The sequence below is a fragment of the Streptomyces sp. NPDC025833 genome (assembly GCF_055558055.1).
In genome coordinates this window covers 53,152-71,957 of the sequence record NZ_JBVHNF010000023.1, presented here as the reverse complement: position 1 = coordinate 71,957, position 18,806 = coordinate 53,152, and the positions used below count along the sequence as shown (strand labels likewise).

At 74.9% G+C, this 18,806-nt stretch carries 20 protein-coding genes; 12 read left to right on the top strand and 8 right to left on the bottom strand.

Annotated elements, in window-relative coordinates:
- Positions 1 to 85 precede the first annotated feature (85 nt).
- Both ACZ4K2_RS32875 and ACZ4K2_RS32870 read left to right on the top strand, forming a co-directional pair.
- A complete protein-coding gene (locus ACZ4K2_RS32875) occupies positions 86 to 355 on the top strand; it encodes a DUF3761 domain-containing protein (protein ID WP_467479144.1) in 270 nt (89 codons plus the stop codon).
- A 144-nt stretch (positions 356 to 499) separates the two neighbouring features.
- Positions 500 to 949 carry a VOC family protein gene (locus tag ACZ4K2_RS32870; protein ID WP_467479145.1) on the top strand — a complete coding sequence of 150 codons (450 nt, stop codon included), beginning with the start codon at positions 500 to 502 and terminating at the stop codon, positions 947 to 949.
- 39 nt (positions 950 to 988) lie between these two features.
- Here ACZ4K2_RS32870 and ACZ4K2_RS32865 read toward each other — a convergent pair whose 3' ends face one another.
- From ACZ4K2_RS32865 to ACZ4K2_RS32830, 8 genes are all read right to left on the bottom strand, one after another.
- A complete protein-coding gene (locus ACZ4K2_RS32865) occupies positions 989 to 2,260 on the bottom strand; it encodes an MFS transporter (protein ID WP_467479147.1) in 1,272 nt (423 codons plus the stop codon).
- Between the two features lie 187 nt (positions 2,261 to 2,447).
- Positions 2,448 to 3,710 (bottom strand): ATP-grasp domain-containing protein, encoded by a 1,263-nt coding sequence (locus ACZ4K2_RS32860; protein WP_467479148.1) that lies wholly within the window; start codon positions 3,708 to 3,710, stop codon positions 2,448 to 2,450.
- Complete coding sequence (locus tag ACZ4K2_RS32855) at positions 3,707 to 4,984, bottom strand: aminotransferase family protein (RefSeq protein WP_467479150.1); 1,278 nt, start codon at positions 4,982 to 4,984, stop codon at positions 3,707 to 3,709. Before ACZ4K2_RS32855 ends, ACZ4K2_RS32860 begins: the two co-directional genes overlap by 4 nt.
- Positions 4,978 to 6,516: an amino acid adenylation domain-containing protein gene (locus tag ACZ4K2_RS32850; protein ID WP_467479152.1), complete on the bottom strand. Its 1,539-nt coding sequence runs from the start codon at positions 6,514 to 6,516 to the stop codon at positions 4,978 to 4,980. Before ACZ4K2_RS32850 ends, ACZ4K2_RS32855 begins: the two co-directional genes overlap by 7 nt.
- On the bottom strand, positions 6,509 to 7,690 hold the full coding sequence (locus ACZ4K2_RS32845) for an acyl-CoA dehydrogenase family protein (protein ID WP_467479154.1): 1,182 nt from the start codon (positions 7,688 to 7,690) through the stop codon (positions 6,509 to 6,511). Before ACZ4K2_RS32845 ends, ACZ4K2_RS32850 begins: the two co-directional genes overlap by 8 nt.
- A complete protein-coding gene (locus tag ACZ4K2_RS32840) occupies positions 7,687 to 7,953 on the bottom strand; it encodes a phosphopantetheine-binding protein (RefSeq protein ID WP_467479156.1) in 267 nt (88 codons plus the stop codon). Before ACZ4K2_RS32840 ends, ACZ4K2_RS32845 begins: the two co-directional genes overlap by 4 nt.
- A gap of 17 nt (positions 7,954 to 7,970) precedes the next feature.
- Positions 7,971 to 9,212: a pyridoxal phosphate-dependent aminotransferase gene (locus tag ACZ4K2_RS32835; protein ID WP_467479258.1), complete on the bottom strand. Its 1,242-nt coding sequence runs from the start codon at positions 9,210 to 9,212 to the stop codon at positions 7,971 to 7,973.
- An 8-nt stretch (positions 9,213 to 9,220) separates the two neighbouring features.
- Entirely contained in the window at positions 9,221 to 10,537 is a 1,317-nt protein-coding gene (locus ACZ4K2_RS32830; protein WP_467479157.1) for a KamA family radical SAM protein, read from the bottom strand.
- A gap of 337 nt (positions 10,538 to 10,874) precedes the next feature.
- Here ACZ4K2_RS32830 and ACZ4K2_RS32825 point away from each other — a divergent pair, with 337 nt between their 5' ends.
- The 10 genes from ACZ4K2_RS32825 to ACZ4K2_RS32780 are packed head-to-tail and all read left to right on the top strand — an operon-like array spanning position 10,875 to position 18,794.
- The gene (locus ACZ4K2_RS32825) at positions 10,875 to 11,597 is read left to right on the top strand and encodes a thioesterase domain-containing protein (protein ID WP_467479158.1); all 723 of its coding nucleotides are present in this window, start codon (positions 10,875 to 10,877) and stop codon (positions 11,595 to 11,597) included.
- On the top strand, positions 11,590 to 12,840 hold the full coding sequence (locus tag ACZ4K2_RS32820) for a glutamate-5-semialdehyde dehydrogenase (RefSeq protein ID WP_467479159.1): 1,251 nt from the start codon (positions 11,590 to 11,592) through the stop codon (positions 12,838 to 12,840). The genes ACZ4K2_RS32825 and ACZ4K2_RS32820 overlap by 8 nt, the downstream gene beginning before the upstream one ends.
- Positions 12,841 to 12,893: 53 nt before the next feature.
- Positions 12,894 to 13,175, top strand: coding sequence for an acyl carrier protein (locus ACZ4K2_RS32815; protein ID WP_467479160.1), 282 nt, complete (start codon positions 12,894 to 12,896; stop codon positions 13,173 to 13,175).
- The gene (locus ACZ4K2_RS32810; protein WP_467479162.1) at positions 13,172 to 14,497 is read left to right on the top strand and encodes a TrpB-like pyridoxal phosphate-dependent enzyme; all 1,326 of its coding nucleotides are present in this window, start codon (positions 13,172 to 13,174) and stop codon (positions 14,495 to 14,497) included. The genes ACZ4K2_RS32815 and ACZ4K2_RS32810 overlap by 4 nt, the downstream gene beginning before the upstream one ends.
- Positions 14,494 to 15,345 (top strand): hypothetical protein, encoded by an 852-nt coding sequence (locus tag ACZ4K2_RS32805; protein WP_467479164.1) that lies wholly within the window; start codon positions 14,494 to 14,496, stop codon positions 15,343 to 15,345. The genes ACZ4K2_RS32810 and ACZ4K2_RS32805 overlap by 4 nt, the downstream gene beginning before the upstream one ends.
- Positions 15,346 to 15,385: 40 nt before the next feature.
- Positions 15,386 to 15,649 (top strand): acyl carrier protein, encoded by a 264-nt coding sequence (locus tag ACZ4K2_RS32800; RefSeq protein WP_467479165.1) that lies wholly within the window; start codon positions 15,386 to 15,388, stop codon positions 15,647 to 15,649.
- Positions 15,646 to 16,758, top strand: a complete 1,113-nt coding sequence (locus ACZ4K2_RS32795) for an acyl-CoA dehydrogenase family protein (protein WP_467479167.1) — start codon at positions 15,646 to 15,648, stop codon at positions 16,756 to 16,758. The genes ACZ4K2_RS32800 and ACZ4K2_RS32795 overlap by 4 nt, the downstream gene beginning before the upstream one ends.
- Complete coding sequence (locus ACZ4K2_RS32790; protein WP_467479168.1) at positions 16,755 to 17,357, top strand: 4'-phosphopantetheinyl transferase family protein; 603 nt, start codon at positions 16,755 to 16,757, stop codon at positions 17,355 to 17,357. The genes ACZ4K2_RS32795 and ACZ4K2_RS32790 overlap by 4 nt, the downstream gene beginning before the upstream one ends.
- On the top strand, positions 17,354 to 18,232 hold the full coding sequence (locus ACZ4K2_RS32785; RefSeq protein ID WP_467479169.1) for a hypothetical protein: 879 nt from the start codon (positions 17,354 to 17,356) through the stop codon (positions 18,230 to 18,232). Before ACZ4K2_RS32790 ends, ACZ4K2_RS32785 begins: the two co-directional genes overlap by 4 nt.
- Entirely contained in the window at positions 18,219 to 18,794 is a 576-nt protein-coding gene (locus ACZ4K2_RS32780; protein ID WP_467479171.1) for a flavin reductase family protein, read from the top strand. Before ACZ4K2_RS32785 ends, ACZ4K2_RS32780 begins: the two co-directional genes overlap by 14 nt.
- Positions 18,795 to 18,806: the final 12 nt, after the last annotated feature.

Below are 18,806 nucleotides of genomic sequence, written 5' to 3'. Positions count from 1 at the left end.
TCAACCGCAAGCGGTCCGCTGGTGGTTGAAGTTTGTATAGGGTGTCTCCCCTGCACCAGCTCATCTCGATAAAGGGGGGGGCCCTTTGCGTGCTCGTCTGACCGTCTCCGCCGTGGCGGTGGCCGTGGCCGGCGTCTTCTTCAGCGCACCGACCGCGTCCGCGGCGACGCTGCCGGCCACCAACACCGCCCACCGCTGCGTCTCCCACACCACCGGGCTGTGCGGGTGGACGCACCACCAGAAGCCCAAGGACAAGTACGAGACCGCCAAGTGCAAGGACGCCTCGGTGTCCTACTCGCGGCACTCGCAGGGCACCTGTTCGCACCACCGCGGTGTCCGCTACTGGTTCAAGTAGGCCTCCGGGCTCGCGCAGGGCGCCTTCTCCCGCTCGCCGGGAAGGCGCCCTGCGCTCTTCCCGCACCCGGCCGGACCGGTCCGCCGGGCGTCCGTTCCCCCGGGCGGCCCGTTCGGGCGGGGCCGGGAGGGGCACCTGGAGCCCATGACCGACGACACAAGCCGCATCCGGCTGGTGCAGACCGTGCTCGACAGCACCGACGCCCGTGAACTCGCCGAGTTCTACCGGTCCCTGCTGGGACTCGACTACGCCCCGGGGGACGAGCCGCCCCCGGCCGGGCAGCCGGACGAACGCGGCCGGGACTGGCTCGTACTGCGCCACCCCGACGGCGGCCCGCGGCTCGCCTTCCAGCAGGTGACGCGCCTGCGCGAACCGGACTGGCCGGACGGCCCGGTGCCCCAGCAGATGCACCTCGACCTGAGCGTCACCTCACTGGCCGAGCTGCGCGAGCAGCACGAGCGGGTGCTCGCCCTCGGCGGCAGCCTGCTCAGCGACCGGGACCGGCCGGATGCCGACGACGAGGAGCGCTTCCGCGTCTACCGGGACCCCGAGGGCCACCCGTTCTGCATCTTCGTCGCGGAGCGGGACCGGTAGCCGGGCGGCCCGCGGGCGCGGTCCCGGGGCGCGGGGCGTTCAGGGGGTGGCCGCCGGGGCGGGGGCGCGGGTCTCCTCGGGGGGTTCGGGGCGCAGGCCGTCCAGGGTGCGGACCTTGCGCAGCGGGGACAGGGCCAGGAAGAGGCAGGTGCTCAGCAGGCCCACGGTGCCCACCAGCAGCGCTCCGCGCAGGCCCAGCCGGGTGCCCAGCCAGCCTCCGAGGAGCGAGCCGACCGGCTTCACGCCCAGGGCGATGAAGAGGTAGGCGGCGTTGGTGCGGCCCAGGAGCCGCTGCGGGGTCACGGTCTGCCGGATCGTCATGGTGTGCACGTTGCAGGCGGTGATGCCGAAGCCCTGCACGAAGAACGCGGCGGCGAACAGGGGCGCCGCCCAGGTGCCGCGGTGCACGGCCGGCAGGAGCAGCGGGGCGACGTCGCCGATCACCGCGGCGATGACCAGGGTGCGGCCCAGGCCCACCCGGCGGGCGAGGCGGTCGGTGAGGGCCGCGCCGAGCAGGGCGCCGACGGCACCGACGGACAGCATCAGTCCCAGGGTGCCCGGGCTCATGTCCAGTTCCTTCACCGCGAACAGGGTGAGGATCGTCAGGACGATCTGCCAGCACAGGTTGTAGCTGGCGGCCTCGCCGAGCGTGGCCCGTAAGTAGCTGCTGGAGAAGGTGAAGCGGAACCCGTCGGCGATCTGGATGCGCAGCGGCGCGGGGTCCGGCGTGACGGGCTTCTCGCGGCTGCGGACCGCCGAGACGCCCAGCGCGGAGGCGAGGTAGGAGAAGGCGTCGACGAGCAGAGCGAACGGTGCCCCCACGAGCTGCACCAGCGCGCCGCCCAGGCCCGGGCCGCTGATCTCCGACACGGACTCGCTGGAGGTCAGGCGGGAGTTGGCGCCCGTGAGGTGCTCCGGTGGCACGATCGCCGGCAGGTAGGAGCGGTAGGCGATGGTGAAGAATACCCGGGCCGTCCCGGCGGCGCAGGCCAGCGCCAGCAGCCGGCCGAACGTCAGCAGGTCCAGTGCCGCCAGCAGGGGGATGGCGCCGATCGGCAGCGCCTGCCCCAGGTTGGCCAGGATCAGTACTCCGCGCCGCCGGAAGCGGTCGATGAGCAGGCCCGCGGGCAGCCCGAGCAGGACGTAGGGGGCGAAGGTCAGCGCGCCCAGCAGTCCCAGCTGGGCCGGGGTGGCGTCGAAGGTGAGGACCGCGGTCAGTGGCATGGCCAGCTGGTACACCTGGGTTCCGACCAGCGAGGCGGTCTCGCCCGCCCAGACGAAGTTGAAGTCTCTGCGCCAGCCCTCGGCCACGATGCTCCCTGATGTCGGTCGGTGCGCCGGCAGCGCTGTGCGGTGCCGGCTGCCGCCGTCCCCGTACGGACGGCGGCGGGACGGTCTCGGTGCTCCGGTTCCCCGTGGGGGAAGCCGAAGCCGTCGAGATCGCGCACGATCGTGACGTCCCGGCGCGGGGCGGCGCGGGACGCCCGTGTACGGGGGGTTATGCGCGCCGGTCCGCCTCCACTTCGTAGAAGCCGTGGCCGTCGAGGTAGCAGACGGTCTGGAAGTCCTTCTCCAGCGTCGCGGCCTCGGAGTGTGCCAGGCCGACGGTGAGCGGCTCGGTGCTGTCGTCGACGGTGCGGTGCAGCCGTTGGCCCGGGGTGACCTTCAGGGTCATGCCCTGGTAACTGTCGAGGCGCTCCACCTCCCCGAGCAGCGGGTAGGAGGTCAGGCGGCCCTCCAGCGGGGAGGCGAGGAAGGCCATCGCCGCGTGCGCGTCCCTGCGGTAGGGGGTGGCGGTGTCGGCGAGGAAGGCCGCGGGGTCGGTGTACGCCTGCACCGTGCGGTCGATCTGCGACTCGCCGGTGGCGAGGACGGCGTACCGGGCCACGTCCGAGCCGCACAGGCGGGCGCCGACCTCCACCAGGCGGGGGCCGTCGGCGGTCAGGATGATCTCCAGGTGGGCGGGGCCGTGGGCGATGCCGAGGGCGTCGAGCACCGGGAAGGCGTAGTCCCGCAGCCGGGTCCAGCGCGGGTCCGACGGCGGCAGCGAGACGATGCCGTTGATGCGGTCGCGGACGCCGTTGACGTCGATCTTCTGGTAGCGCCAGGTGTCGGTGACGCGGTGGTGCCCGTCCCGGCTGACGGTGTTGACCACGAACTCGGTGCCGATCAGGTACTCCTGGGCCACCACCCCTTCGTTGCGCAGGCCGAAGTTGTTGACGGCGCGGCGGACGCGTTCGTAGGCGGCGACGGAGTCGGCCGGGCTGTCGCAGACGCTCACCCCGTCGTTGCGGGCGCTGCGGGTGGGTTTGACCACGACGCGTCCGCCCAGCCGCTCGTGCCAGGCCCGCAGCCGGCCGGCGTCGGTGACCGGCAGCTGGCGTGCGGTGGGCAGGCCGGCCGCGGCGACGGTCCGCGTCTGCACGTCCTTGGTGCGCCGGGCGTGGCTGAGGGCGGTGCCGTTGCCCGGCAGTCCGGCCGCCTGGCACAGGAGGTCGGCGAGTTCGACGCCCTGCTCGGCGCCGGCGATCACCGCGACCGGCCGGTGGGCGGCCAGCAGCCGGGTGGTCGTCTCGACGTCGCCGGTGTGGACGAGGTTGGCGGTGTACCGGCCGAGGTCGAGTTCGCTGCGGTAGTGGTCGGGGATGTCCACGGTGCTCTGCACGCGGACGCAGTCGTGGCCGGCCGCGTCGAACGCCTTGGCCAGCCGGTCGGCCGAGCCGAAGCCGTCGACGACCGCGACGACGGGGCGCCCGGTCACGAGGTGTGCCCGACGGTGCGCAGGGCGGTGGTGAGCCGTTCCACCAGTTCGTCGGCCTCCGCCTCGTCCAGCACGAGCGGGGGCATCAGCACCAGCGTGTTGTTGGTGCTGGTGAGCAGCAGGCCGGCGGTCTTGCAGGCGTCCCGTACGGCGGCCATCTCGCTCGCGCCCGGCCGGCCGGCGGGGGTGCGCAGTTCGACGCCGGTCATGAGGCCTTCGCCGCGTACCTCGTGGATCAGCGGGATGTCCTCGGCCGCCGCACGCAGGCTCCGGCGGATCGCCGCTCCGGTGGTGCGCACCCGCTGGAGCAGGGTGCCGTCGGCCAGTTCCTCCAGGACGGCCAGTCCGGCGGCCATGGCGGCGGGGTGGCCGTCGGCGGTGCAGCCGTGCGGGAAGACGTAGTCGGGGCGGGAGAGCGCCTCGTCGAAGACGGTGTCCGAGCAGACCAGGGCGGCCAGCGGGAAGTAGCCGGAGGTGATGCCCTTGCCCAGGACCAGCAGGTCGGGCAGGACGCCCTGGGCGGCCATGAGCGACATCGCGCCCGTCCGGCCGAATCCCGTGGTGACCTCGTCGGCGATGAGGTGGATGCCGTGCCGGTCGCACAGGTCGCGGATCCGGGCGAGTACGCCCGCGGGGGCGGGCAGGACGTCGGTGCCCATGATCGGCTCCACGATCACGGCGGTGATGTGCTGCGGTCCGTGGCGTTCCACGGCCCGTTCGAGGGCGGCCGGGTCCCAGGGGCGGACGTGGTGGACGTCCGGGACGAGCGGGGCCTGCAGGGCGTGCATCTGCCGTTCGCCGGTCAGCGCCCCGGCCAGGCCCCCGGTGCCGTGGTAGCCGTTGGTGAAGGCGAGGACCTTGACGCGGCGCGTCTCGCCGCGGACCTTGCGCACGAAGCGGGACAGCAGCACGGCGGCGCTGGTCATCTGGGAGCCGGTGCTGCCGAAGCGGACGTGGTTGAGGGGGTCGGGCAGGGCGGCCACCAGCCGGCGGGCGTAGCGCAGGGAGATCTCGGCGGGCTCCTCGTAGCGGATGACCTGGGCCACCGGCAGGCGGCGGAGCTGTTCGGTGACGGCGTCCACGATCCGTTCGCAGCTGTAGCCGAGGGTGGTGTTCCACATGGCCGCCCGCGCGTCCAGGTACCAGGCGCCGGTGGCGTCCTGGAGGCGGCAGCCCTTGCCGTGCACGACGGCGGTGCGGTCGAGGCCGCCGTCCCGGACGGCCTGCGGGGTGAGGGAGTTGTGCCAGAGGGCGTCGTGGTCGTTCCTCAGCATGCCAGCGTCTCCAGCCTCTTGCGGTCGAGCTTGCCGTTGTCGTTGAGCGGGAAGCGCTCCACCCGCAGGAACCGGCCGGGGACCATGTAGGCGGGCAGCCTGTCCGCGACCCAGCCGGCCAGTTCCGGCGCCGGTACGGGGGCGCCCACGTAGAGGGCCTGGAGGTCAGTGCCGTCGAAGAGGACGGCGGCGTCCTGCACCGCGGGGTGGCTGCCGAGGGCCGCCTCGACCTCGCCCAGTTCCACGCGGTAGCCGTGCACCTGGACCTGGGCGTCCAGGCGGCCGAGATGGGTCAGCACCCCGTGTTCCTCGGCGACCCGGTCGCCGGTGCGGTACCAGAGCCGCGGTGCGGGGGCGTCGGGGGTGTCGTGGGCGCGGGCGGGGGTGCCGGGCGTCCAGTGCAGGAAGCGGCCGGCGTTGTTGCCGGGGTCGAGGTAGCCGGCGAAGCGCTGCGCGCCGCGTACGCACAGTTCGCCCTCGGGTGCGGGGCGGCCGGTCTCGTCCAGGACGACGTGTTCCAGGTGCGGCAGGCAGTGGCCGATGGGGACGGAGGCGTTGCGGGTCGCCGGCCAGTCGGCGGGGTCGGCCGGGAGGCGGTAGGCGGTGCAGGTGACGGTCAGTTCGGTGGGGCCGTAGAGGTTCTCGATGACCGCGTGCGGGGCGGCGCGGTGCCAGGCGGCCGCCTGTTTGAGGGTCAGCTGCTCCCCGGCGAACAGCCCCCAGCGCAGGCCGGGCAGGCTGTCGGCGGGGAGCCTGCGCATGCGTGCGGCCAGCGAGACCACCGACGGTACGGAGAACCAGTGGGTGAGCTGCCGGTCCCGGGCGAAGGCGACCGGGTCGGCGAGGTCCTCGCGCCGGGGCACGACGAGGGTGGCGCCGCCGGCCCAGGTGACGAACATGTCGAACACGGAGGGGTCGAAGGTGAGGTCGAAGGTCTGGCTGAGCCGGTCGCCGGGGCCGACCTCGTAGCGTTCCACCTGGTGGGCGATGTAGGGGAGCACGTTGCGGTGCGCGATGGGCAGGCCCTTGGGGACGCCCGTCGAGCCGGAGGTGAAGAGGATGTAGGCGGGCGCCTCGCCGGGCGGCTCGGGGGCGGTGCCGGGCGGTGGGGCCGGGGTGTGGTGTCCCGCCGGGGTGCCGTCCGCCGTCGCCAGGGCGAGCGGAACCCCGCTCGTGTGCAGCAGATCCCGCAGGGCGGTGTCGGTGAGGACCGAGCGCAGGCCGGCGCGGGCGGCGATCGTCGCGTTGCGGTGCGCGGGGTGGAGCGGGTTGAGCGGTACGACGGTGGCCCCGGCGCGCAGGACGGCCAGGTAGCCGGCGTAGGCCAGGGGTGAGCGGGAGGCGAGCAGGCCGATCCGTGCTCCGGGCGGGACGGGGCCGAGGTGGCCGGCGAGCCGGTCGGCGGCCCGGGCCAGTTCCCGGTAGGTGAGGGTGCGGCCGGCCACGCACAGGGCGGGCCGGTCCGGGTGGCGGCGGGCGGTCCGGGCGAACAGACCGAACAGGTCGGACAGGTCGGACGGCGAGTCAGACATGGCGGACCTCCCGGTCCATCAGGGCCAGGACTCCGTCGGCCGCGTGCAGGCGGTCGTTGCTGTAGTTCAGCGGGGCGGAGCGCAGGTCGCGCAGGGTCCGCTCCAGGCCGGTCGGCGAGTCGCGCAGGTAGCCGTGGCGCATGCCCATCAGGTCGATCAGTTCGTCGGCCGCGGCCGGGCACAGCTCGGACGCGGTCAGTTTCACCGCGTTGAGCAGGAGCTGCACCGGTGCGGTGGTGGTGTCCTCGGCGGAGGCGAGGACGGACGCGGCGTGCGTGACGAGCGCGTGGACGGTGTCCAGCCGCTGGCGGACCCGCGAGAGGCGGGTGAGCAGCAGGGGGGATTCCAGGTCGTGGCGGCGCCGTTCGGCGCGCAGCAGGGTCACGACGCGTTGCAGGGCGCCGTCGGCGGCGCCCTGCCAGCACGCCGCCCAGCCCAGGTGGGCCAGGGGGGCGAAGGTGCGTACCGCGATGTCCCGGAATCCTCCGTGGTCGCCGATGACCTGGTCGCGGGGGATCTCGCCGGCCAGGTGCAGGGGGGCGCTGTGGGTGGCGCGCATGCCCATCGGGTTCCAGCCGCCGCGGGCGGTGATGTCGAGCTGGTCGCGGTCGGCGTAGACGAGGGAGAGCTGGGAGGGGGACGCGGCGTCGGGGGCGAGGGCGGTGATGAGGAATCCGTCGGCGTGGCTGCCGCCGGTCACGACGGGGGCGAAGCGGTCGACGCGGATGCGGGAGTCGCCGTCGGCCGTGAGTGCCGATCCGGAGGACAGCAGGTGGCCGCCGGTGGCGGCTTCGGTGGTCACCGAGGCCAGGTACAGCTCGCCGCGGACGATGCGGGGCAGCAGGCGTTCGCGCAGCGGGCCGCCGTCGCGGACGACGGCGGCCGTCTGCTGGCAGTGCATGGTGAAGATCATGCCGACCGACATGCAGGTGCGGGACAGGCGGCTGCTGACGGTGAGCAGGTCCGTGGTGCTGCCGCCGGGGCCGCCGTCCTCGGCGGGTACCAGCAGGCCGAGCAGTCCCGTGCGGCGCATGGCCCGCAGGGCCTCGACGGGGAAGCGGGCCTCGCGGTCGCAGGCTTCGGCGTGCCGGGCGGCTTCCGTCTCGACCTCGCGGACCGCGCGTTCGAGGTCGGCGGGCCGCCATGCCGTGCGGGGGAGGTCGGTGACGGTCATCCGGGCACCCCGCTCGCGCGCAGGGTCCGCTCGAAGAGGGCGACGAGCGTGTCCAGCCGGCTGAGGTTGTCCGGGGTGAGTTCGCCGGCCTCGACCTCGGTGCCGAGTTCCTCCTCGATCCGCTCGACGATCTCCACGATCCTGAAGGAGCTGAAGGTGGGCAGGTCGGTGAGTGCGCCGGCGGTGTGCAGGTCGGTGTGGTCGACGCCGAGGACCTCGGCGGTGGTGCCGGTGACGACCGCGCGGACGTCGGGTGTCTCCATGGTGTCTCCCGGTGGGGTCAGGCGCCGAGTTTGGCGAAGCCCTCGGCGACGCGGACGAGGGCGTCGGCGACGTGCGGAAGGGCGAGCGGGTCGGGGGCGGCGAGGGCGGCTTCCTGCTCCTCGTCGGTGTCGCCGTAGAGCATGCTGGTGGCCGCCTTGAAGCGCAGTGCGCCGGGGTCGTCGCCGAGGTGGTGTCCCGCCAGGACGGCCAGGCCGTGCTCGTCGAGGAGGTGGCGGGCCAGTGCCGCCGATCCGTCCACGCCGCGCTCGGCCAGCGCCTCGCGCCGGGGTGCGAAGTCGGGGTAGACGTAGAACGCCCCGGTGGGCGGCCGGCAGGTGGCGCCGGCGGCGAGAGCCGCGGCGTGCACGGCGCGGGCCACGGCGCCGTGCAGCCGGGCGCTCGCGGCCAGCCGCTCCCGGATCTCGGGCGGGTCGCCGAAGGCGTAGGCGGCGACCTGCTGCATGGGGCCCGGCAGCGTGGACCACATGTCGCTGGCCACGCCGATCAGCCGGTCGCGCAGTGCGCCGCCGCGGGCGCCGGGGGGTACGCGCAGGCCGCCGATCCGCCAGCCGCCCAGGGCCAGGGACTTGGACAGTCCGGTGGTCACCACGGTGCGGTCGGGGGCCACTTCGGCGGGGCTGAGGAAGGGGGCGTCGGGGCGGTGCATCACGTCGCGGTAGATCTCGTCCGACACGACGACCAGGTCGTGTTCCTCGGCGATCCGGCAGACCCGCTCGACGAGCCGGGCGGAGGCGAGCGTGCCGGTGGGGTTGTCGGGGAGGGTGAGGACGACGATGCGCGGGTCGCCTCCCGCGCGGCGGGCGCGTTCGACGGTCTCCGCCAGGGCGTCGGGGTCGGGGACGCCGCCGCACTGCGCGGGGATGGGGACGCCGTAGACCTTCTTGCCCGCCATGCGGGCCTGCGGTGCGTAGGAGTTCCAGCAGGGGCGGGGCAGCAGCACGTCCCCGGGAAGGACCAGGTTCAGTGCCATGAGCAGGGGTTTGCTGCCCGGGCCGAGCAGCACGTCCTGCGGGCCGGTGGGCAGGCCGCGGCGCCGGAAGTAGCCGGCGAGGGAGGCGCGGGCGTCGGGCGCTCCGGCCACGGGTCCGTAGGCGTTGCGGCGGGCGCCGGCGCGCAGGTGCTCCACGAGGGGGGCGAAGGCGGGCAGCCGGGACTCGCCGAAGCCGAGGTGGACGACGGAGCGGCCCTGGGCCCGCAGCCGGGCGACCTCTTCGTTGAGGGCGAGGTTGGGGGACATCGAGGCGTTCACGGGCGCAGCGCCTCCCGGATGTCGCGCGGGGTGTCCGCCGCGAGCTCCAGGTCGGCGAGCCAGGTGGCGCTCGGGTCGTAGTGCGCCCGGAACGGGCGTCCGACCAGGGCGGGGTCGCGGGCCTGGGCCAGGCGGAGCTGGAAGTAGCGGTCGCCGCCGGCGGTCTCGACGCCGTCCACCACGACCTTGCCGGGCGTGGTGGACATCACCGGTCCGCGCACGGTGCGGGCGAGTCCCGGCAGGGTGCGGTAGGCGGTGTGGAAGATCTCCATCGCGCGGGCCAGCGGCACCTTGAAGTAGTCGTAGGGGCCGGTGTCGCGTTCGACGAACATGTAGTAGGGGACGGCGCCGAGGGCCAGTTCGGCCGTCCACATGGAGGCCCAGGTCTCGGCGTCGTCGTTGATGTGCGCGACCATCGGGGCCTGGCAGTAGACCACGGCTCCGGTGGCCCGGATCCGCCGGAGGGCCTCGGTCACCAGGGCGGTGCGCAGTTCGCGGGGGTGGGTGAAGTGGGCCATGACGGCGACCTGCTTGCCCGCGGCCGTGATCCGTTCGAAGAGCCGCAGCAGCGCGTCGGAGTCCGCGTCGCTCACGAAGCGCTGCGGCCAGTAGGCCAGGGACTTGGTGCCGATGCGCAGGGTGCGGACGCTCTCCACCGCCAGCAGCGGTTCCAGGTGCCCGGTGAGGCGGTCGGTGCTCATCACCATCGGGTCGCCGCCCGTCACCAGGACGTCGCTGACCTCGGGGTGGTCGTGCAGGTAGCGGACGAGGCGGTCGGGGCCGGGGGCGGCGAAGCGCAGGGCGGGGTCGCCCACGAACTGCGCCCAGCGGAAGCAGTAGGTGCAGAAGGAGTGGCAGGACTGCCCCTGCGTGGGGAAGTACAGCACGGTCTCGCGGTACTTGTGCTGGAGGCCGGCCAGCCGTTCGCCCTCGTGCACCGGCACGTTGTACTCGCGCTGCCCGGAGGGGTGGGGGTTGAGGCCGCCGCGTATCCGGCCGACCTCGGCGGCCAGTTCCCGTTTCGCCGCTTTGGAGCGCACGAGCGATTCCAGGGCGCGCTCGTCGTGGTCGGGGAGCATGCCGCGCTGGGGGAAGACCAGGCGGAACATCGGGTCCTGTGCCGGGTCCGTCCAGTCGATCAACTCGTCCAGCACGTACTCGTTCACGCGGAACGGCAGGACATGGGCCAGCAGGGCGATGCCGTCCCGGAGTTCCGGGGAAAGGCCGTAGCGCCGGACGATGTCGTCGATCTGCCGCGGACCGAAGGCCCTGAAGCGGGTAACGCCGACCGGTTGGTCGAGCATCAGTGTCATGCGGGGTCCCTCTGGTTTCGGCGGAATACCTGGGCGACGGCAGGCCGACCCTTTTCGGCGGTCGTGGCGTCGAGCGCCGGTTACCCGTCCGGGATTCGTTGATTCGAGACCGTGCGCAGAGCCATAAATGCTTCGCATGGCGTCGATAAGAGTGCCTAATTACGTTGTCGGACCTGTCGCCATAATGCCCGCCGGGAAAAGCGATAAGGGTCCTCTATGGGGTGCGGGCGGAATTCGTTTGAAAGGTGGGAGGCGCGGAAGTCGCTTCCCGTCGATGCCGTTGAGCGCGGAAGGAAAGATCGTTGATGATCGGTTGCCCGCAGCGCGGACGAACACCATGAGCAGCGCACGAGTCGCCCAGCCGGTGCTCATGCCGATGGGCCGGCCGCGGCCGGGTGCGGCGAGCGTCCTCGTCCACGCCGCCGGCGGGGGCGTCGGGGCCTACACGGGGGTGGGGTTCGCCCTGCGCCGCTCCGGTCCGGTCTTCGCCCTGCGCGGTCACGGGCTGGCGCCGGGCGAGGAGCCGGACCGCACCGTCACCGCCATGACGGAGCGGTACCTGGCGCTGCTCGCGGGCCTTCCCGAGCCGCCGCGGCTGCTGTTCGGCTGGTCGCTGGGCGGGGTCCTCGCCTGGGAGCTGGCCGCCCGGCTGGCCGAGGAGGGGCACCGGCCCCGGGTCGTGATGGTGGACAGCCCGGCCGCCCGGATCGACCGCGACCCCGCGGCGGCCCGGCGCTGGCGCGAGCGGGTCCGCGCCGGCCTCGCCGCCGACGACGGCGGCGGTGTGCCCGCCGGGCGGGCCGCCCTGACCGCCGAGGCGCACCTGGACGCCGTCGTCTCCTACCGGGCGCGGCGCCGCCACGACTGCCCCACGCTGCTGATGCCGTGCGCGGGCGAGGACAACGACGCCCACCTGGCGGCCTGGCGGGAGGTGGCCGCGGACCTGACCGTGCGGCCGCTGCCCGGCGACCACTTCAGCGCCTTCGACGGCGACCGGCTGCCCCTCCTGCTGGACCATCTCGGGGCCTTCCTCGCGAGCACGGAGGAGCAGCATGCCTGACGAGCTGCTGGCCAGGGCCCGGGCGGCGTTCGACGCGGCCCCGCCCGTGGGCGACCCCGCCTACGACCGGTACTGCCGTGCCCTCGGCGAGGAGCTCACCGCCCACTGGCCGGAGATCGCCGAGGCCAACGCGGCGGACATCGCGGCGGCCGAGCGGCTCGGCATGCCGCCCACGCTGGTGGACCGGCTGCGCCTGGGCGACGTCCACCGGGAGCGGATGGCCGCGCTGAGCGGGGTGGTCCGGCGTGAGCTGCGGCAGGTCAAGGAGACGGAGGTGCCCGTCCTGGGCGCGGCCCGGCACGTCCACCGCGTCCCCCGGCCGCTGGGTGTCGTCCTGATGGTCTACGAGGCGCGGCCCACCGTCACCGTGGACGGCGCCCTGCTCGCGGTGGCCGTCGGCAACGCCGTGCTGCTGCGCGGCGGCAAGGAGACCGCGGCGACCAACGCCGCCCTTCAGCGGGCCGTGCACGCGGCGCTGCACCGGGCGGGGCTGCCCACCGGGCTGGTCACCGTGCTGGACGATCCGCACCGCCGGCTGCTGCGGGCCCTGCTGAAGCGGCCGGACGAGGTGGACGTGCTCATCCCGCGCGGCAGTCCCGCGCTGGTGGAGCACTGCCGTACCAGCGCCATCCCGCTGATCGCCAGTGGCGGCGGCGTCAACCACCTCTACGTCCACCGCAGTGCCGACCTCGGCCTCGCCGTGCGGGCCACGCTGGACAGCAAGCTGCCCGAGCCGGCCGGCTGCACCTCCGTGGAGACCGTGCTGGTCGACCGCGCCGTCGCCGGGGACTACCTGCGGGCCCTGGCGGACGGGCTGGCGGGCCGCGAGGCGGAGCTGACCCTGCGCACGGCCCCCGACCTGGACGCGGTCGTCCCCGGCGCGCTCAAGACCGAGCCCCTGGCCGCGCACGACCTGGACCGGGAGTTCCTCGACCCGGTCGTCGCCGTGGTCGCGGTCGACGGCGAGGGCGCCGCGCTGGACCACGTCCGCCGGCACGGCTCCGGTCACACCGAGGGCGTCATCGCCCGTGACCGGCAGGTCGTGGAGGCCTTCCGCCGCCGCGTCGACGCCGCGATGGTCGTGGTCAACGGCTCGCTGCGGCTGCACGACGGCCCCACCCTCGGCCTGGGGACCGAGATCGCCATCGCCACCGGCCGGCTGCACGTGCGCGGTCCCGTGACGCTCGGCGCGCTGGTCACCCACAGCTACGTCACCGACGGCGACGGCGCCCTGCGCGGCTGACGCCCGGCCTTCCCCCTTCCCTCCCCGCGCTCCTCCCCCGCGAAAGGCACGCCATGCCCCAGGAACTGTCCCTCGACCGGGACGCCGTCACCACCGTCGTCAAGAAGGTGGTCATCGCCGAGTCACGGCTGTCCCTGCCGCCCGACCGGGTCGCCGACGACGAACCGCTCGTCGGGGACCTGCTCAACGTGAACTCGCTCGGGTTCGTCGGGATGCTCGTGCGGATCGAGGACGAACTCGACGTCATCCTGCCCGACGACCTCTTCGTGGGGCGCAGCTTCCGCACCGTCCGGGACCTGATCGACGTCGTGACGGCCGCGGAGGTGCGGCGGTGACGCAGGGGATCCCGACCCGCTGGCGCAGCGTCCTGCCCCACCTGTCCGAGCCGCTGCCGCCGGACCGCACCCCGCCCCGCCGCGGTGACGGGTCCGGCGAGATAAAGATCAACACGCCGGCCGAGCTGATCCGGCACAGCGTCTCCAGCCGCGAGTACTGGGACATCCCCGCGCCGGTCGTCGAACGCTACCGGCAGTACCGTCCGACGCCGCTGTGGCGGGCCCGCGGGTTCGAGGAGGCCGTCGGCGCCCGCGTCCCCGTCTACGTCAAGAACGAGGGCGTCAACATCTCGGGCAGCCACAAGCTCAACACGGCGCTCGCGCAGGCCTACTACTACCGCAAGGCCGGCGTGCGGGAGCTGGTCACGGGCACCGGCGCGGGTCAGTGGGGCACCGCCATGGCGGCGGCGTGCGCCCTGTTCGGGCTGCGCTGCCGGGTCTTCATGGTCGAGTCCAGTCTGCGGCGCAAGCCCTACCGGGGCGTCCTGATGCGCATGCTGGGGGCCGAGGTGCACGCCAGCCCGAGCGGTATGACCAAGGTCGCCGCGACGGAGGACCCGGCCGCCGGCAACAGCCTCTCGCTGGCCATCGGGGAGGCCGTCGAGTACGCCGCCGGCCACGACGGGGTGGCCTTCTGCATCGGCAGCGGTGAGACGTACAGCATCCTGCACCAGTCCGTGATCGGCCTGGAGGCCGAGGAGCAGCTCGCCGGGCTGGACGCCGGGGTCGGCACCGTCGTCGGGTGCGTGGGCGCCGGCTCCAACTTCGGCGGCATCGCGCTGCCCTTCCACGCCTCCGCCCGCGCGGCCGGCACGGACGGGCCCCGCCTGGTGGCCGCCGAGTCCAGCAGCACCCCGAAGCTGACGCGCGGCGTCTACGCCTACGACAAGACCGACGCCACCGGCAGCGGCCCGCTGGAGGCCATGTACACCATCGGCAGCGACTACCGGATCCCGGACGCGCACACCGCGGGGCTGCGCTTCCACGGCGCGGCCAAGCTCATCTCCGCGATGCGGCACAGCGGGGACGTCGACGCCATGGCGGTCGGCCAGGCGGACGCCCTGGACGCGGGGCGGCTGCTGGCCCGCCACGAGAGCGTCCTGCCGGCGCCCGAATCCGGCCACGCCCTGGCGGCCGCCGCCCGCATCGCCGCCGATCCCAGGACCTCCGGCGGCGTCCTGGTGTGCGTCAGCGGCCACGGCTACCTGGACCTCGGGGCCTACGAGCACTTCCTGGCCGGCGGGGTGGAGGACCAGTCCCCGCCCGACGAGGCGCTCGCCCGCGCGGTGGCCGGGCTGGCGCCGGTGGGGGCGCGGCCGTGACGGCGACCGCGGCCCCGGCCGTGCGGACCGGGATCCTGGACTGCGTCCAGGTCAACCTGGCGGTCCTCGCGGACCGCCGGTACGGGCCCGGGCGCCATCTCGCGCTGGGGGCGCGCCTGCGCTTCCGGCCGCGGCCCGGCCCCGGCGGCCTGCCCACGGTGGACCCGCGGGCGGAGGACCAGCTGCGCGCCGGGGCGGCCCTGGTCGGCCTGCGCCCGCGGGACGTCGGGCACGGCGTCCCCGCCGACGGGCTGCGCGCCATGGCCGGGCGGGCGCCCGTCGTCTACGCCGTCGCCGACGCCTACGACATGCCCTGGCTGCCCTATGCGGGCCGGGCCCGCATGGACCACGGCTTCCTGGTCGCGGCGCACCGGGACGGAGCCGGCGTCGAGGACGCCTACGACAACGACACGGCGTGGGGTCCGGCCCGCCCGGGCCGCTGGACGCTGCCCTGGCAGCGGCTGCCCACCGCCTCCTTCGCCTGCGCCCTGGCGCCGGTGCCCGGCCACCGCGCGCCCCGGCCGGAGCTGGACCTCGAGGATCCGGCGGCCTACGCCGGTGCCTACGCCGGCCATTCCGACCGGCTCGCCGCGCTGCGCCGGCTGACCGCGGAGACCTGGCTGCTGACGCGGTCCCGGCACCTGCACGCCGCCTACCGCGAGCACCTCGGCGAGCGCCTTCAGGCGCGGGAGCACCTGAGCCGCTGGGACCGGCTCGCCGCGTCGGCGTTCATCGCCCAGCGGCGTGCCGAGCGGGGCAGGGCGGTACCCGGCGGCCTGCTGTCCGAGCTGGTGTCCCTGCTCGCCGCCGACCGCGAGGTGTTCGCCGTGCGGTCCCCCCGCCCCTGACCCTGCCGACCCACCCGACCACCCACGCGACGGAGAAGCCGTGAACCAGTCCTTCATCGACCTGCTGACGCCCTTCCTGCCCAACCTCGGGGACCGCCCCCTGACCGAGGACAGCCGGCTGCACGACCTGGGGATGAACTCCATGAAGGCCATCGACCTGCTCTTCGCCATCGAGGACGGGCTCGGTGTCTGCCTGCCGGACGAGGACCTCAACGACACCACCTTCGCCACCGCGGGCAGTCTGTGGGCCGCGGTGCGGCGGGCGGGCGCCGGCGACGAGAAGGACAGCAGGGCGGCGGCATGAGCGTCCTCGCGGTGCCGCGGGCCGCCCCCGCGGCCGGCGCCGGGCTCGGCGCGCTGCCCGCCGACGCGAGCGGCGCCGACCTCTGGCGCGTCCTGGGCGCGCAGCACAGGCTGGCCGGGGTCTACCGCGGCGGCGACCCGCGCCGGGGCGTCGACCCGGCCGCCCTGGGCGCGCTGCTGACCGACGTCGACCGCCGTTTCGGCCTGGGCGCGACGCTGGCCGTGACCGTCCCCCTGGCCACCTGCCTGCCGCTGCTGGCCACGGGGAGCGGCCCGGCCGCCCGGACCCTGGCGGACGGTCTCGGCGGCCGCACGGTCGTGGCCCTGGCCGCCACCGACGAGACCTCCGGCTGCGACCTGGCGGCACTGGACACGCGGGTCGTCCTGGACGCGGACGGTGTCCGGCTCGACGGGACCAAGCGCTGGATCACCAACGCGACGGCCTGCGGTGCCGCCCTCGTCCTGGCCCGCCACCGGCCGGGCCCCCACTTCACCAACTTCACCTGGGTGCTCGTACCGGCCGACGCCCCCGGCGTGCACGCGGAACCGGCCGAGACGGCGCTGTTCGACGGCTCCGGCACGGGTCACCTCACGTTCGACGGCGTCCGGCTCTCCCGCGACCACGTGGTGGGCGGCACCGGCCGGGGGCTGAGCGGTTTCGCGGCGCACATCGCCACCGAGCGGCTGGCCGGCGCCCTGTGGGCGGTCGCGCTGTGCGAGCGGGTGCTGCGCGACACCGCCCGCCACCTGCGGCGGCGCCGCCGGGGCGACGGGGTGCTGTGGCAGCGCGAGGACGTGCGCCGGCGCTGGGCGCAGGCCCTGCTGCACTCGCGTCAGCACCGGGCCCTGACCGAGAGCCTCACCGAGGCGGTCGCCGTCCGGCGCGACACCTCGGCCGCCGCGCTGCTCAAGGCCAGCGCCGCCGGGGCGGTCGAACACGTCCTCGACGTGTGCGCCCACCTCCAGGGCGCGCACGGCTTCCGTACCGGCGGCCCCCAGCAGCTGCGGGCCCAGGGGGCGCTGTTCGGGATCGGCGGCGGCACCACCGAGGTCGTCCTGGACATCGTGGCCGAAACGGCCGCCGAGGGCGGGCCGGAGGACGTCTCATGAGGGTGCTGGAGGTCGGCTCCCGCGTGTGGGTGGCCACCGGTGAGGCGTCCGCCGGCCGTCTCACCGGCGCCGACCGCGACGCGGCCCGCGGCCGGCCGGCCTGGCGTGCGCGGCAGTTGCTGGCCGGGCGCGCGCTGCTGCGGAGTCTGCTCGCCGAGGTGGCCCCCGCCGGCGCCGGCGAGCCGGTCGTGGCCGGCCGCAACGGCAAGCCGGTCCTGGCGGGCCGGCCCCGGACCGGCATCAGCATCTCCCACGACGGGGAGCACACCGTCGTGGCCGTCGCCCGCGGCCGCCGGGTCGGGGTCGACGTCCAGGTGCCGCCGGGGCAGGTCGGCCGCTCGATGCTCCGGCGGTGCGCCGCGCCGTACGCGGACCGCCTGGACCGCCTGCCGGCGCCCCTGCGGCACACCGTCTTCACGGAGATCTGGACGGTCCAGGAAGCCTGCGTGAAGACCGACGGATCCGGCATCGGGGGGCGTCCCTGGAGCATCGACGTGCCCCCGCACCTCGACGACGGCGACTGGCGCGGGCTGCGCTGGCGCAAGGTGCGCGGGCTCGTCGGCGTACCCGTGGCCTGCGCCTGGGAGGCGACACCATGACACCTGCCCTGTCCTGCTACTCCACCGCGCTGGTGGAGTACCTGGGAGGCACGGCGGCCGTCCGGCTGGCGGCCGCGGTGCACCTGTGGGTGCGCACCGACGGCCCGGACGGCGCGCTCGCCTTCTCCCACCACGACCGCATCGACGGCGGGACCCTGGTGCCCGAGCACCGGCCGCACTGGCCGTCGGCCCGTGCCGCGCTCGCCGCCCGGCTCGCCGAGGACGGGCAGGTGATCGTGTCGGGCAACGCCTTCCACCTGCCCTGGTCGCCGCACCACGGGGTGCGGGCCGTCCCCCACTGGTTCCTGCTGCGCGGCCACGGCGCCGAGGGGTGGCTGGTGGCCGACCCCTTCCACGCCCTGATGCCCGGCGGCGAGCAGCTGCCCTACGCGGGAGTGCTCGGCGACGACGCGCTGGGCCGGGCCCTGGCGCCGGTCGGGCGGCTCGACGCGGCGGTGCGCAACCGGGACGTGCACGCCCTGGGGGAACCGGCGGACCCGGGTCCCACGGACGCCTACCGGTGGCTGCGCCGGACCGCCGCGCCCCCCGCCGGTCCCCCGACGGAGTGGCCGGGCACCTGGCTGCGCGAGCCGCGGGAGGTCCTCGGGTACCTGCACGACCGCCTCACCGCCGACGGCGAACTGCTGGAGCGGCACGCCGACGACCTGTGGGCGGCCGCCCGGCACCAGCTCCACCGCCTGGGGCCGCGGCCCGCCCCGGAGCAGGCCGACGCCTGGGCGCAGCTGCCCAAGGCCCTGCGCTTCGCCGCCGACTCCGCCCGGCGCGGACGCCCCCGCGCCGGCGTGGTCGGGCGGGCCCTCGACCGGCTCGCCCGGCTCACGGCCGGCCCGGAGGTGAGCCGTGCTCGGAGTTGAGACGACGGCTCCCCAGGCGGCCCCGCCGGGTGGGGCGGCGGTGGACGAGGCGCTGTTCCGCGCGACGATGACGGGCCTGGCGAAGTGTGCCGCGGTCACCACCGCCCTCGGCCCGAGAGGGCCGGTGGGGTGCACCACGACCTCGCTGATGTCGCTCTCCGTGGCGCCGCCCAGCGTGCTGGTGGCCTTCGGCACGGGCGGACGCACCCTGGACGACCTGCTCGCCGCCGGCCGGTTCGCCGTCAACGTGCTGTCGCACACGCAGGGCCCGCTGGTGCGGCGCTTCGCGAGCGGCAGCCCCGCGCAGCGCTTCCGGGGCACGCCGCACGCCGTGCTGGGCGGCGTCCCGGTCCTGCACGACGCCGCCGTGGTGCTGACCTGCGATGTCGCGGAGACCTTCACCGCCGTCGACCATGTGCTGGTCGTCGGCACCGTCCGCCATCTGACCGCCGCCCCCGGTCCCCCGCTGGTCCTCGTCACCGGCGAACCGCACATCGCCACACCCGTACCGCCCGCACCACCGGTACCGCCCGCCCCGGCCGCTGCCGACGACCCGCGTTGATCTGGAGGGACC

What these genes read in the sequence shown, in the direction of transcription:
- ACZ4K2_RS32870 (WP_467479145.1), top strand. Translation starts at nt 500, where the DNA reads ATGACCGACGACACAAGCCGCATCCGGCTGGTGCAGACCGTGCTCGAC.
- ACZ4K2_RS32855 (WP_467479150.1), bottom strand. Translation starts at nt 4,984, where the DNA reads ATGCTGAGGAACGACCACGACGCCCTCTGGCACAACTCCCTCACCCCG.
- ACZ4K2_RS32850 (WP_467479152.1), bottom strand. Translation starts at nt 6,516, where the DNA reads ATGTCTGACTCGCCGTCCGACCTGTCCGACCTGTTCGGTCTGTTCGCC.
- ACZ4K2_RS32845 (WP_467479154.1), bottom strand. Translation starts at nt 7,690, where the DNA reads ATGACCGTCACCGACCTCCCCCGCACGGCATGGCGGCCCGCCGACCTC.
- ACZ4K2_RS32840 (WP_467479156.1), bottom strand. Translation starts at nt 7,953, where the DNA reads ATGGAGACACCCGACGTCCGCGCGGTCGTCACCGGCACCACCGCCGAG.
- ACZ4K2_RS32835 (WP_467479258.1), bottom strand. Translation starts at nt 9,212, where the DNA reads ATGTCCCCCAACCTCGCCCTCAACGAAGAGGTCGCCCGGCTGCGGGCC.
- ACZ4K2_RS32830 (WP_467479157.1), bottom strand. Translation starts at nt 10,537, where the DNA reads ATGACACTGATGCTCGACCAACCGGTCGGCGTTACCCGCTTCAGGGCC.
- ACZ4K2_RS32825 (WP_467479158.1), top strand. Translation starts at nt 10,875, where the DNA reads ATGAGCAGCGCACGAGTCGCCCAGCCGGTGCTCATGCCGATGGGCCGG.
- ACZ4K2_RS32820 (WP_467479159.1), top strand. Translation starts at nt 11,590, where the DNA reads ATGCCTGACGAGCTGCTGGCCAGGGCCCGGGCGGCGTTCGACGCGGCC.
- ACZ4K2_RS32815 (WP_467479160.1), top strand. Translation starts at nt 12,894, where the DNA reads ATGCCCCAGGAACTGTCCCTCGACCGGGACGCCGTCACCACCGTCGTC.
- ACZ4K2_RS32795 (WP_467479167.1), top strand. Translation starts at nt 15,646, where the DNA reads ATGAGCGTCCTCGCGGTGCCGCGGGCCGCCCCCGCGGCCGGCGCCGGG.
- ACZ4K2_RS32790 (WP_467479168.1), top strand. Translation starts at nt 16,755, where the DNA reads ATGAGGGTGCTGGAGGTCGGCTCCCGCGTGTGGGTGGCCACCGGTGAG.
- ACZ4K2_RS32785 (WP_467479169.1), top strand. Translation starts at nt 17,354, where the DNA reads ATGACACCTGCCCTGTCCTGCTACTCCACCGCGCTGGTGGAGTACCTG.